We start from the raw sequence: 13212 nt of genomic DNA, 5'->3' as shown, positions 1-13212 counted from the left end.
CCCATGAGCAAAAAAGTTGCAGTGATCCTGTCCGGTTGCGGCGTGTACGACGGCGCCGAGATCCACGAGAGCGTCATCACCCTGTTGCGCCTCGACCAGCGCGGTGCCCAGGTACAGTGCTTCGCCCCGAACATCGCGCAATTGCATGTGATCAATCACCTGACCGGTGAGGAAATGCCCGAGTCGCGCAACGTGCTGGTGGAATCGGCACGCATCGCCCGGGGCAACGTCAAGGATCTGCGCGAGGCCGATGTCGAGGACTTCGATGCGCTGATCGTGCCTGGCGGTTTCGGTGCGGCGAAGAACCTGTCGAACTTCGCCATCGAAGGCGCCGGCTGTACCGTGCAGCCGCAAGTGCTGGCGCTGGCCGAAGCCTTTGCCGAAGCGGGCAAGCCTGTTGGCCTGATCTGCATCTCGCCGGCACTGGCCGCGAAGATCTACGGCCCGGGCGTGACCTGCACCATCGGCAACGATGCCGACACGGCCGCCGCCATGAACAAGATGGGCGCCACCCATGAAGACTGCGCGGTGACCGATATCGTCGAAGACAAGGCACGCAAACTGGTGACCACCCCAGCGTACATGCTGGCGCAGACGATCAGTGAGGCGGCCTCCGGGATCAACAAGCTGGTCGACCGCGTCCTCGAACTGACCCACGAAAACGACGCCTGATCTTGGTCGAATACACACCCAATGTGGGAGCGGGCTTGCTCGCGAAGACGTCAGGTCAGACAACTATTCGTTGAATGACACACCGCCTTCGCGAGCAAGCCCGCTCCCACAAGGGATTTGTGTAGTGTTCAGGTTGTGCGGGCGAGCCTGGTGAGGATCCGGTCCAGCGCATTGGCAAACGCCTGCTTCTCGCGGTCACCGAACGGCGCCGGCCCGCCGCTGACCTGGCCCTGCTCGCGCAGATCGGTGAACAGGTTGCGAGTCGCCAGCCGCTCACCCATGTTCTGCGCGTCGAACTCCTTGCCTCGCGGGTCCAGCGCTGCAACGCCCTTCTTCACCAGCCGGTCGGCCAGCGGGATGTCGCTGCAGATCACCAGTTCGCCCGGCACCGCGTGTTCCACCAGGTAATCGTCCGCCGCATCCGGGCCGCTCGGTACCACGATCAACTTGACGATCGCCAGCGCCGGTTTGCTCTGCGGCTGCCCCGCCACCAGCACCACTTCAAAGCGGCGCTTTAGGGCGAACTTCACCACCAGCTCCTTGGCCATCTTCGGGCAGGCGTCGGCATCGATCCATACGCGCATCATCTCAAGCAGCCACTCGGCGCTTTTCAGCCACCCAACTGCGGCCATACAGCACGATGATCGCCGCGATCGCCACGGCCTGCGCCGTCAACGAATACGCATCGGCATGAATCCCCAACCAGTCGAAATCGAAGAACGCCACCGGCCGCGTGCCAAAGATCCCGGCTTCCTGCAACGCCTTCACGCCGTGACCGGCGAACACCACAGACAACGCGCACAGTAGCGCCGCGTTGATGCTGAAGAACAGCGCCAGCGGCAGTTTCGCCGAACCGCGCAGGATCACCCACGCCAGACCGAACAGCAGCACCAGCGCCGTCGCACCGCCCGCCAACACCGCGTTGTGCCCGGCAGGACCGGCCTGCAGCCACAGGGTTTCGTAGAACAGGATCACTTCGAACAGCTCGCGATACACCGAGAAGAACGCCAGGATCGCAAACCCGAAACGCCCGCCTCCGCCAACCAGACTCTGCTTGATGTAATCCTGCCAGGCCGCCGCGTGCCGACGGTCGTGCATCCACACCCCGAGCCACAACACCATGACGCTGGCGAACAGCGCCGTGGCGCCTTCCAACAATTCACGCTGAGAGCCGCTGACATCGATCACATAGGCCGCCAGCGCCCAGGTGCCAAGGCCGGCCAGCAACGCCAGCCCCCAGCCGACGTTGACGCTGCGCACCGCCGATTGCTGGCCGGTGTTGCGCAGGAACGCGAGGATCGCCGCCAGCACCAGAATCGCTTCCAGACCTTCGCGCAGCAGAATCAACAGACCGGAGATGTAGCTCAACGACCAGCTAAGACCATCGCTGCCCAACAGGCCGGCAGACTCCTTGAGCTTGGCCTTGGCCGCGTCCAGACGCTGCTCGGCCTGCTCCACCGGCAAGCCGTCCTGCAGCGATTGCCGATAGGCCATCAGGGATTTTTCGGTGTCCTTGCGCACGTTGGCGTCGACGTTGTCCAGCGAGCTTTCGACCAGTTCGAAGCCTTCCAGATACGCCGCCACCGACAGGTCATAGGCCTGATCGTGCTCACCGGCGCGGTACGCCGCCAGGCTCTTGTCCAGAGTCGCGGCGGTGTAGTCGAGCAACTGCGCCGGGCCACGCTTGACCTGCGGCGGCTGCGCCCTTTGCGCACGGAAGATCGCGGCGGCTTCAGGGCCCTCGGCAGCCTGCACCTCGACCGGGGTCTGGCGGGCCAGATCGGCGATGTTGTAGGTCTTGTCGGATTTGGCAGTGGCCGGATCGGCGCTGAACTGCGCGATATAGGTCGCCAGATCCCAGCGCTGACGGTCGTCCAGTTGATCGGCGAACGCCGGCATGTCAGTGCCTTCGACGCCCTGGCCGAGGGTGCTGTAGATCGCATACAGGCTCAGGTGATCCATCCGCGCGGCGTCGCGCAGATTGGCCGGTGCCGGCGTCATGCCGAGGCCCGCCGGGCCGTCGCCGGCACCCGCGTCGCCGTGGCACACCGAGCAGTTTTGCGCGTAGAGCGGCGCACCACGGGTCGGATCAGGCGTGATGATCGGGGCCTGGCTGACTTCATAAGCCACCGCCAGTTTCGCCCCCAGTTGCCGGGCCTGACGGGCGACGTCTGCACCGTCCTGTTTCGCCGTGATCGCGGTGTGCAAGGCAGTCACGCCTTGTTCCAGCGCCGCTTTCTCAGGCTTGGCCGGCAGGCCGGCGATCAACCCCTGCAGCACCTGAGTGAATTCCAGCTGCTCGCGGTACTCGCCGTCGTCGATGACTTTGCCTGCCTCTACCGTCGGCGGGTAATCGGCGCTGATGTAATCGAGCAGGTGCAGCGCTTGCGGCGCGCCTTCCACGGTGTCGGCCAGCAGATTGAAGCTGCTCAGGGCGCACAACGGGAACACCAGCCAGGCCAGAAATCGGGACGCGGCAGTCATGAATGAGTCTCAAGTGGAAATGCGAAGTTACATATTGTTCACTTCGAGCGCGATTCCCTCAAGCTTTCTCTCCAATACCCGGCACATGGCCACTGCCCACCCCTATAATCCTTCACCTTTCGCCTCTCTGCTCCAGGAAGAGCTGCACTCCATGCGCCAACGCCTGCTACTCCCGGTATTCATCAGCACGATCCTGCAACTGAGCGGATGCGCCGCCTACCGCAATTACGACCTGGAAATGCAGCAGACCAATGACCGGTTGATGCTCGGCGACTATCAGGGCGCCCTGGATGTGCTGGAGTGGCACAACCCGTGGGAAGACAAGGACCTGCTCTACTACTTCGAGAAGGGTTCGATTCTCAGCTTCGCCAACGCACGCCCACAGAGCCAGAAAGCCTGGCGCAGCGCCGACCGGATGGTGTTCCAGCGTGAAGAAGCCGTGCCTTCCGCCCCCATGAAGCTGCTCAACCGGTTTGCCTATGAAATGGGCACCATGCTGGTCAACGACAAGCTCAGCCGCTACGAGGGCTATGACTACGAAAAGGTCATGCTGACCACACAGATGGCCCTCAACCAATTGGGTGAAAGTGATTTCGACGGCGCCCGGGCAGACATCAAGAAGACCCACGAACGTGAAGCACTGATCGCCCGCCAGCGGGAGCGCCAGTATGAAGAGCTCGAGGAACAGGCCAAAGCTCAAGGCATCGTCGTGCAATACAAGGATCTGCAGGGCTATCCCGTCACCACCCTGGATGCGCCGGCGGTGATTGAACTGAAGAACGGCTACCAGAGTGCCTTCAGCCATTACCTGGCCGGGTTCACCTATGAAGCGCTGGGTGAACGGGATCTGGCCGCACCGGGCTATCGCCAGGCGATCGAGTTGCGCCCGAACACGCCCTTCCTCGAACAGGCGTTGCGCAATCTCGACAAACCGCCGGCCAAGGACGATGAAAGCGATGTTTTGATCGTCGTCCAGAGCGGTCTGGCGCCGGCCCGCAGCTCGGTAACGGTGCCTATCCCGGTGCGGCTCAATGAAAATCTGGTCATTACCGCGCCGATCTCGTTTCCCATCCTGGTGCCGGACACCGTCACACCGGCGTTCGACCACATCCTGGTGGATGGCCGCAAACGCCCGCTGACCGTGATCAACAGCGTCACCGACATGGCGTTTCGTACGCTGCGCGATGACATGCCGGCGATCATTTCCCGGGCGATGTTCCGCGCCAACATGGCCGCCATCTCCCAGGCCCAGGAAAACGAACGCAATCCGGCCAAGGCCTCACTAGTTGTCACCGAGCACGACCCCTTTGAGGAGGCCGACACCAGAACCTGGCGCACGCTTCCCGACAAGACACTGGTGGCACGCATACGGCTGAAGAAAGGCGATCATCAATTCAATGCGCCCAATGCACCCGGAGCGTCATCGGTCACCCTGCGCATTGATCGCGATCACCAGCTGGTCAACCTGCGGGTTCTGAGAGATATCGCCAACGTAATCGGCAATGCCAGATTGCCGGATAAGTAATGGCACCCAACTAAACGATGCAATTAAAAAGCTATTACATGGCCAGCATCGCCCGCTTATAATGCCGCGCCCGCGCTATCGCGTTGCGGCATTAAAGCTCCTCTTTTTATGAGGAATTGGCAGGAGGCCAGCGCCACTGCCGATCGGTCCCAGCAGCCCGACCCGCACCCGAGGCTGTCGCTACTCATGGAAGAAGTACCCCATGGCATTTCGCGCCCCCACTCTGATCGCGCTCAGCGCTGTCACCCTGCTGTCCGGCTGTTCGGCGTTTCGCAACTACGATTCCGAACTGGCCCAGACCAACCAGCAACTGGCTACCGGCAACGTCGACGCCGCCCTGACCCTGCTGGAAAAGAACAACACCGGCCCGGATAAGGACCTGCTCTATTACTTCGAGAAGGGTGAACTGCTGCGCGCCAAGGGCGATCTGTCCGGCAGCCAGAATGCCTGGACCAGCGCCGACCAGGTGGTGGGCAAGTGGGAAGATTCGGTCAAGCTCGACACCGACAAGTACCTGGCTCAGTTCGGCAGTTTCCTGGTCAACGACAAGGTGCGCCGCTACGAAGGCTACGACTACGAAAAAGTCATGCTGACCACGCAGATGGCCCTGAACCTGCTGGCAGTCAACGACTTCGACGGCGCCCGCACCGCGATCAAGAAGACGCACGAACGTGAAGCGGTGATCGCCGACCTGCGCGACAAGGAATACCTCAAGAGCGAAGAGGAAGCCGAGAAGGAAGGCATCAAGACCGAATACAAGGACTTGCAGGGCTACCCGGTGGCCAGCCTCGACGCGCCGGAAGTGGTCGGCCTGAAGAACAGCTACCAGAGTGCGTTCAGCCATTACCTGGCCGGTTTCGTCTATGAAGCCCTGGGCGAGAAAGACCTCGCTGCGCCGGGCTACCGCAAGGCTGCCGAGCTGCGCCCGAACACCCCGCTGCTGGAGCAGGCGCTGGTCAATCTCGACAAACCGGTCAAGAGCGACGACAGCGACATCCTGATCGTGGTGCAAAGCGGTCTGGCGCCGGCCCGCGATTCGATCCGCGTGCCGTTGCCGCTGCCAATCTCCAACAACGTAGTGATTACTCCGCTGTCGTTCCCGATCATCAAGCCTGACACCTCCACCGCGACGTTCGCGCAGATCGGCGTCGATGGCCAACAGGTCGACCTGACCGCACTGAACAGCACCACCGCCATGTCCCGCCGCGCCCTGCGCGATGACATGCCGGGGATCATCCTGCGCACCACCGTACGCGCGATCACCAAAGGTGTGGCGCAGAAGAAGATCAACGAAACCAACCCGCTGGCGGGTCTGGCGGTGGGTATTTCTTCAGCTGTGCTCGAAGGTGCCGATACCCGTACGTGGCGTACCCTGCCGGACACCACACAAGTGGTCCGTCTGCGCTTGAAGAAAGGTGAGCACCTGGTCACTCTGCCGAGCGCCGTCGGTGGCTCTCAGGTCAAGGTCACCGTCGACCAGCGTTACCAGGTGATCACCCTGCGCGCCGTCGGCAATCAGGTGTTCGCTGCCGGCATCGCCGCCCACGTCACCCCGAGCGCTGGCGCCACCGCCGTGGCCAGCCTCAAACAACCTTAAGAACGGAGTCTTTGCATGCGCTTCAAACTCATCGCCGTCGCCGCCCTCGCCCTGTTGGCGAGCGGTTGCGCCACACCGCCACCACCGGAGCCGGGCAGTGCCGCGAGCAAGGTCGTGGCCATGGGCCCGCAGAAACACATCGTGGTCGGCGCGATGCGCGTGGCTCGCGAAAACGGCTTCATGACCGTCAACGTGCAGTTGAGCAACACCCTCAACAGCAACAAGACGTTCTACTACCGCTTCGCCTGGCTCGGCGCGGAAGGTTTCCCGATCGCCGAAGAAGAAGTCTGGAAGAGCCAGATGATGTACGGCGCCCAGACCAGCTTCATCCAGGGCATTGCCCCGACGCCGAAAGCCGTGGATTTCCGTCTGGAACTCAAGACGCCTTAAGCCCGACACCCTATTCCCGATTCAGAGAGCATTCCCATGTTTGCACGCTTTTCCTTCATCGCCGTCCTCGCCCTGCTGGCCAGCGGTTGCGCCAACACTTCGCCGACCCTGGGCAGCAAGAACATCAGCTACGGCGACACCAAGGCCGTTGAAACCGTGACCAACGAGTTCGGTTCCACCGACCTGCAGATGATCGCCGAGTCGATGACCCGTTCTCTGGCCCAGTCCGGCATTCTGCAGGGTCGCCCTGTGGTGCAGGTCTACGACGTGAAGAACAAGACCAGCGAATACATCGACACTCGCGAAATCACCACCAGCATCAAGACCCAGCTGATGAAGTCCGGCACCGCCCGTTTCGCCAGCGACAACACCGCGATGCAGAGCCAGGTCGACCAGCTCAAGCTGCAAAACCAGAGCGGCCTGTACAAGAAGAGCACCGTGGCCAAGACTGGCAACATGATCGCCGCCAAATACCGTCTTGAAGGTTCGATCAGTTCGATCGTCAAGCGCAGCAGCGACTACAAGGACGTCTTCTACAAATTCAGCCTGCAACTGATCGACGTTGAAAGCGGTCTGGCCGAGTGGATGGACGAGAAAGAGATCCGCAAAACCACGGAGCGTTAATCGATGCGCACATGGATTGGCATGATGGCCCTGGCTTGCGCGTTCAGCGTGCAGGCGGCCCCGAAAGTCGCGGTGACGGATCTGGCATATCAGGAACGTGTGGAGCAATACATCCACATCGTTTCTGCGCAGAACAATTACCGTGAGGGTTACTACAGCTCCAGCGGTTCTTCGAGCTACAACGAACTCGAAGCCACCACCAGCTATATCGAACAGACCGAACTGCGTAAATTCACCGGCGACATCAAGGGTGAAATCCTGCGTACCGGCATGTTCCAGCTGGTGCAGGGCACGCCGTACACCGCGTCGTCCAAGGGTGACGTCTACGACGTGATCAAGCGGATCAAGGCCGGTAACTTCAAGGGTGCCGACTACGTGCTGTTCGGCACCGTGTCGGACATCGACTTCACCCAGGACGTGAACGAGCTGGCCAATACCGACAGCTATTCCGCCGTACTGGGCCTGACGCTGGTGGCCGATTTCAGCCTGATCAACACCAAGACCTTCGAAATCACTTCGGCCTTCACGGCGATGGGTGAAGCGCAGGACACCAAACTGGTGAACCACCGCGACATCAGGATCTCGCTCAACCGCCCGCGGGTGGTGCGTGACGTGTCGAAGGCGCTGGGCGAAGACGTGGCCGGACAGCTGAGCATGCAGCTCGGCGGCGGAAGCTACGAGCAGCCGCGTGAGCCGCAGCAACGCAACAATCTGCCGCGAGATACCGCGCCGGTAATCCTGCGCTGATCAACCGCCGGAAACGAAAAAGGCGACCTGAAAAGGTCGCCTTTTTTGTGCCTGTACGCTTTATGCGGCCGCTTTGCGCAACGTCGCCATGAACGCCGCCGCGCCGATGAACAGCCCGGCAAAGGTGCGGTTCATACGTCTTTGCTGGGTCGGTGTGCGCAGCAGACGCAGCACCTTCGACGCCAGACCGGTGTAGCCGGCCATGACGATCAGATCGACCGCGATCATGGTCACACCGATCACCACGTACTGGATAAATAACGGGGCATGCGGATTGATGAACTGCGGCAGCACCGCGAGCATGAACACCAGGGCCTTGGGGTTGCTGATGTTCACCAGAAACCCACGAAACACCAGAGCCAGCGGCTTGCCGATCGGCCGAACCGCTGCGTCGTCACTCATATCCATCGGCTGTGCCCGCCATTGCTTGATCGCAAGGTAAACCAAGTAGGCAACACCGAACCATTTGATCGCGTGAAACGCTGTGGCCGAAGCGGTGAGGATCGCGCCGACGCCGGCGCCCACAATAGCAATCTGCATAGCCAGGCCGATCTGCAGGCCCAAGGCATTCCAGTAACCGCGCCAGAAACCGTACTGCAGGCCGCTGGACATCGACGCAATGGCGCCGGCACCCGGAGAAAGACTGATCACCCAGCAGGCGGCAAAAAACGCCAGCCATGTTTGAAGCTCCATCGCACACCTCGACTCAGACTCGTGACAATCCTCAAAACTAATGCGGTTTGGACTGGATGACTACCGTTTTTTTGTCGGATGTTGTGGCCGCCGACCAACGTGGCCGGCGTCCGATCACTTTTCGAAACCGCTGGAAGGAAAGACATCCGTGCCGCGCCAGCGTCGCACCGAACGTTGGAAGAACAGGCTGTTGGGTACTTGCACCATGGCGCTGCCGGTACCGAGTTCTTCAGCCTCGATCAACGTGGTGTAGAGCAGATTGATCGCCACCACCCGGCCTTTAACGCCCGGCTTGTCGGTGGTGTCGACCAGTTCGACCACATCGCCAAGACGGAACGGGCCGACGGTGAAGATCAGAATCGCGCAGAGCAGGTTCGACAGCACACTCCACATGGCGAAGAACGCCACCGCCGCCACCGCGACGAAGCCCGACAGTGCGGTCCACAGCACTGTGGCCGAGACCCCGAGTCGTTCCAGCACGAAGATCAGCGCACTGCCCATGATCAGCCAGCGCAGACCACCCCGCAGCGGCATCAGCAACTGCGGCGGGAACGGATACTTCTCGCCCAGGCGAGTCAGGAATCGGGCGACGACGCGCTGGGCGAAGTAGCCGGCCAACAGGATCAGCAGAATCTGCACGCCGAGCCAGATCGGCTCGACCCACATCGCCGGCAATGGAAGTTTGAAGGCTTCCATCAGGACAACGCCTCCAGCTCCGCCTGCATGCTTTCCAGGGTTTCCAGGGCTTGCATCCACGCTTCTTCAAGTTCGCCTTCGCGGACTTTCAGCTTGGCCTGTTCGGCCAGCAGGTCACGCAATTCGTTCTTGCGTGCCGGCTCGTAGAGGTCGCTGTCGCCAAGACTGGCATCGACCTTGGCCAGTTTCTCGTGCAGCTTGCCGAGCTCGGCTTCAAGCTTGTCGGCTTCGCGCTTGTGCGGCGCCAGTTGCTGACGCAACGCAGCGGCGGCCTGACGCTGGGCCTTCTTGTCGGTCTTGTCCGGGTTGACCGGTGTGTTGCTGACCGGGGCGTTGCGCTGACGGTACTCGACCAACCAACGAGCGTAGTCCTCAAGGTCGCCATCGAACTCCTCGACCTTGCCGTCCGCGACCAGGAAGAAGTTGTCGGTGGTGCTCTTGAGTAAATGCCGATCGTGGGAAACCACCAGCACCGCGCCGCTGAATTCCTGCAACGCCATGGTCAGCGCCAGGCGCATTTCCAGATCGAGGTGGTTGGTCGGTTCGTCGAGCAACAACAGGTTCGGCCGTTCCCAGGCGATCAACGCCAGGGCCAGACGGGCCTTTTCGCCACCGGAGAAATTCAGCACCGGTTCGTCGATCCGTGCGCCACGGAAGTCGAAACCACCAAGGAAATCGCGCAGGGTCTGCTCGCGCTCGGTCGGCGCCAGACGCTGCAAGTGCAGCAACGGGCTGGCCTTGGAATCCAGCGAATCGAGCTGATGCTGGGCGAAGTAGCCGACCACGGTGTTCTCACCGCGAGTCAGGCGCCCGGCCAGCGGCGACAGCTCGCCGGCAAGGTTCTTGATCAGGGTCGATTTACCCGCGCCGTTGGGGCCGAGCAAGCCGATCCGCGCGCCGGGGGTCAGTTGCAGCTTGACCTTCTCCAGCACGGTTTTCTCGCCATAACCCAGACGTGCATCGGACAGATCGATCAACGGGCTGGAGATCTTGGTCGACTCGCGGAACACGAAGTCGAACGGCGAGTCGACGTGGGCCGCCGACAGCTCTTCCATGCGCTCCAGCGCCTTGATCCGGCTCTGGGCCTGACGGGCCTTGGTGGCCTGGGCCTTGAAGCGGGCAATGTAGCTTTCCATGTGCGCACGCTGTGCCTGCTGCTTCTCGTAGGCCTGTTGCTGCTGGGCCAGACGTTCGGCTCGGGCGCGTTCGAACGCGGTGTAGCCGCCACGGTAGAGCGTCAGCTTGCGCTGATCGACGTGGGCCACGTGATCGACCACTTCATCGAGGAAGTCTCGGTCGTGAGAAATCAGCAGCAAGGTGCCGGGGTAACTTTTCAGCCACTCTTCAAGCCAGATGATGGCATCGAGGTCCAGGTGGTTGGTCGGTTCGTCCAGCAGCAACAGGTCTGATGGGCACATCAAAGCCTGCGCAAGGTTCAGACGCATCCGCCAGCCACCAGAGAAATCTCCTACCTGACGATCCATCTGCTCATTGGTGAACCCGAGACCGGCGAGCAACTTGCGGGCCCGCGCATCGGCGGTGTAGCCGTCGGCGCTGTCGAGCTCGGCGTGCAGACGGGCCAGCGCTGTGCCGTCGTGGGCCTCTTCGGCTGCCGCGAGCTCACGCTGTACTTCGCGCAGACGCAGGTCGCCGTCGAGCACATAATCGACCGCCAGGCGCTCAAGCGTGTCGACCTCCTGGCGCATGTGGGCGATACGCCAGTCGGCCGGCAACAGGCAGTCACCCGAGTCCGGGTGCAACTCACCGCGGAGCAAGGCGAACAGGCTGGATTTGCCGGCGCCGTTGGCACCGATGAGGCCGGCTTTGTGGCCGGCGTGCAGGGTCAGCTCGGCGTCTTCTAGCAGACGTTGCGGGCCACGCTGTAAAGTCAGGTTCTGAAGTCGGATCATAATGGCGGCGGAGTCTACCAGCTTCGTTCGCAACTGGCGCGAGTAGCACGATGTCCTCTGACCTATGGAGCTTTGCCCTTGCCGTCTACGCCCGTCCCGGCGTGGAGGATGCTTGCCTGCGCCTGCAATCGGCGGGGGCCAATGTGTGCCTGATGCTGTGCGGTTCATGGCTGGAACAACGCGATGCGAACTGCGACGAGGCACGTGCGCGGCAGCTTCTGGAACTGACAGAGCCCTGGGACCGGGACGTCGTGCAACCGTTGCGCGCATTGCGCATGCAGTGGAAAACCCTGGCTGACACCGATCCGGTGCTCAAGGGGATGCGCGAGCAGATCAAGGGATTGGAGCTGGAGGCGGAGCGTGCGCTGCTGTCGCGACTTGAAGGCGCAGCGCAAGGCTGGAAGCGTCATTCGAAGGAATCAAGTGACTGGTTGGAAGTACTGGCCGGCCCTGCGGCCCACCTGAACCGCGACGCGCTGCAAGTGCTGCGCGTCGCGGCGACCGGCGCTTAGGAAGCGCTGGAAGGGTTGCTGGCGACGCCCGACACCGGCGCCGGGGATGGCGTGGTTGGGGTGGTCGAGGTAGTGGCGGGTGCAGGAGCTGCGGTCGCAGCCGGAGTTGACGGTGCGGCAGGTTTGGCAGCAGGCGCCGTGGCCGGTTTCGCTGCAGCTGGTTTTGCTGCTGGCTTGGCAGCGGCAGGTTTCTTCACCGCAGGTTTTGCTGCTGGCTTGGCAGCCGCTTTAGCGGCGGTCGCTGGCTTGGCTGCGGTTGCTGCAGGCTTCGCGGCGGCAGCCGGTTTGGCCGCCGGTTTTGCAGCGGGTTTGGTTGCCGCTTTTGCCACAGGCTTGGCGGCTGGTTTCGCCGCCGCTTTGGCAGCAGGTTTGGCAGCAACCGGTTTGGCAGCGGTTTTCGCCGCAGGCTTGGCAGCAGCCGTTTTGGCGGCCGGTTTAGCGGCTGGTTTAGCGGCGGCTTTAACGGCTGGTTTTGCTGCTGGTTTAGCGGCCACTTTGGTGGCTGGCTTGGCAGCAGGTTTTGCAGCGGCGGTTCTGGCCGGAGCCGCCTTCGCAGCAGCGGTTTTCGTCGCTGGTTTGGCGGCTGGTTTTGCAGCAGCCGGTTTGGCGGCAGCTGGTTTGGCCGCTGTGGTTTTCGCCGCAGGTTTGGCAGCGCTGGCTGCTGCGGGTTTTTTCGCGGCTGGTTTTGCAGCGGCTTTCACTGGGGCTTTCGCAGGCGCTTTGGCCGGTGTTTTCGCTGCAGGTTTGGCGGCCGCTTTTTTCGCAGGCGCCGCTGCAGGTTTAGCGGAACGCAGGGACAACGCCTTGCCAACAGCCTCTTGAACACGGCCGACACCCTGGGCCAGTTTCAGGCTTTCCTGGGCATCGCGCTTGAGTTGCAGAATGTAGCTGCGGGTATCGGACTGACGCTCCTTCAGCGCATCGAGCAGATCTTCGAGTTCCTTCACGGCAGCCTTGGCCTTGGTCTGCGCCTTGGCTTTACCGGCCGCTGCTGCGTCCTGCAATTTGGTGCGGGATTTGTGCAGTTTTTCTTGCGCCTTGCCGCGTTGTTTTTCCAGTTTGGCGAGCAGTTTTTCAGCATCAGCCAAGGCTTGGGAGCAAGCGTTTTCCAGATGCTCGAGCAGGCTGCCCGAGAGTTGTTGGAGTAAATGCAACGGAGTGTTTACAGGCTTCTTGGTGGCCGACATGGTTTACCTCCTGGCTGACGTGAGTGCGGCTCATACTAGACCTCTGCTGCTACCGCCGCTAGGGCATGTTGACAGTATCGAAAGCACTCGGTTGCAGGCTTGCGAAAAACTTCTGCGCATTGGCAAAAGCAGTTCACCGTTGCAGACGTTCGCGCTGGCATAATCCACCGCAATT

13 protein-coding genes are annotated in these 13212 nt (G+C 61.8%); 7 read left to right on the top strand and 6 right to left on the bottom strand.

Annotation, left to right across the window (positions count from 1 at the left end; genetic code table 11):
• Positions 1–3 precede the first annotated feature (3 nt).
• On the top strand, positions 4–672 hold the full coding sequence (gene elbB, locus QLG12_RS22965) for an isoprenoid biosynthesis glyoxalase ElbB (RefSeq protein ID WP_197867131.1): 669 nt from the start codon (positions 4–6) through the stop codon (positions 670–672).
• Positions 673–800: 128 nt separating this feature from the next.
• On the opposite strand, the gene QLG12_RS22960 is transcribed toward elbB, so the two are convergent.
• Positions 801–1256 (bottom strand): YaiI/YqxD family protein, encoded by a 456-nt coding sequence (locus tag QLG12_RS22960; protein WP_236192600.1) that lies wholly within the window; start codon positions 1254–1256, stop codon positions 801–803.
• Positions 1257–1260: 4 nt separating this feature from the next.
• Positions 1261–3156, bottom strand: a complete 1896-nt coding sequence (locus tag QLG12_RS22955; protein WP_282475277.1) for an FTR1 family protein — start codon at positions 3154–3156, stop codon at positions 1261–1263.
• Positions 3157–3307: 151 nt separating this feature from the next.
• On the opposite strand from QLG12_RS22955, the gene QLG12_RS22950 reads away from it, so the two are divergent.
• The 5 genes from QLG12_RS22950 (at position 3308) to QLG12_RS22930 (ending at position 8039) form a co-directional block, all read left to right on the top strand.
• Positions 3308–4681 (top strand): hypothetical protein, encoded by a 1374-nt coding sequence (locus QLG12_RS22950; RefSeq protein ID WP_197867129.1) that lies wholly within the window; start codon positions 3308–3310, stop codon positions 4679–4681.
• A gap of 202 nt (positions 4682–4883) precedes the next feature.
• Positions 4884–6278, top strand: a complete 1395-nt coding sequence (locus QLG12_RS22945) for a hypothetical protein (protein WP_282475276.1) — start codon at positions 4884–4886, stop codon at positions 6276–6278.
• Between the two features lie 15 nt (positions 6279–6293).
• Positions 6294–6668, top strand: coding sequence for a YcfL family protein (locus QLG12_RS22940; RefSeq protein WP_064379914.1), 375 nt, complete (start codon positions 6294–6296; stop codon positions 6666–6668).
• Positions 6669–6704: 36 nt separating this feature from the next.
• A complete protein-coding gene (gene lpoB, locus QLG12_RS22935; protein WP_007951848.1) occupies positions 6705–7292 on the top strand; it encodes a penicillin-binding protein activator LpoB in 588 nt (195 codons plus the stop codon).
• 3 nt (positions 7293–7295) lie between these two features.
• Positions 7296–8039, top strand: a complete 744-nt coding sequence (locus QLG12_RS22930; RefSeq protein WP_064379912.1) for a hypothetical protein — start codon at positions 7296–7298, stop codon at positions 8037–8039.
• 60 nt (positions 8040–8099) lie between these two features.
• On the opposite strand, the gene QLG12_RS22925 is transcribed toward QLG12_RS22930, so the two are convergent.
• The 3 genes from QLG12_RS22925 to QLG12_RS22915 all read right to left on the bottom strand — a co-directional run bounded on the left by QLG12_RS22925 (position 8100) and on the right by QLG12_RS22915 (position 11338).
• Positions 8100–8732, bottom strand: coding sequence for a LysE family transporter (locus tag QLG12_RS22925; protein ID WP_064379910.1), 633 nt, complete (start codon positions 8730–8732; stop codon positions 8100–8102).
• 114 nt (positions 8733–8846) lie between these two features.
• The gene (locus tag QLG12_RS22920; protein ID WP_011336505.1) at positions 8847–9428 is read right to left on the bottom strand and encodes a mechanosensitive ion channel family protein; all 582 of its coding nucleotides are present in this window, start codon (positions 9426–9428) and stop codon (positions 8847–8849) included.
• Positions 9428–11338, bottom strand: coding sequence for an ATP-binding cassette domain-containing protein (locus QLG12_RS22915; protein ID WP_108563533.1), 1911 nt, complete (start codon positions 11336–11338; stop codon positions 9428–9430). The genes QLG12_RS22920 and QLG12_RS22915 overlap by 1 nt, the downstream gene beginning before the upstream one ends.
• Before the next feature lie 50 nt (positions 11339–11388).
• On the opposite strand from QLG12_RS22915, the gene QLG12_RS22910 reads away from it, so the two are divergent.
• Entirely contained in the window at positions 11389–11850 is a 462-nt protein-coding gene (locus tag QLG12_RS22910; RefSeq protein ID WP_197867128.1) for a TIGR02444 family protein, read from the top strand.
• Here the strand turns inward: QLG12_RS22910 and QLG12_RS22905 are convergent.
• Entirely contained in the window at positions 11847–13037 is a 1191-nt protein-coding gene (locus QLG12_RS22905; RefSeq protein ID WP_282475275.1) for an AlgP family protein, read from the bottom strand. The two genes, QLG12_RS22910 and QLG12_RS22905, sit on opposite strands and share 4 nt — an antisense overlap.
• Positions 13038–13212: the final 175 nt, after the last annotated feature.

Origin of the sequence: Pseudomonas sp. V88_4, from assembly GCF_029967985.1 — a bacterium.
Classification (GTDB): Bacteria; Pseudomonadota; Gammaproteobacteria; order Pseudomonadales; family Pseudomonadaceae; genus Aquipseudomonas; species Aquipseudomonas glycinae.
This window is presented reverse-complemented; position numbering and strand designations above follow the sequence as displayed.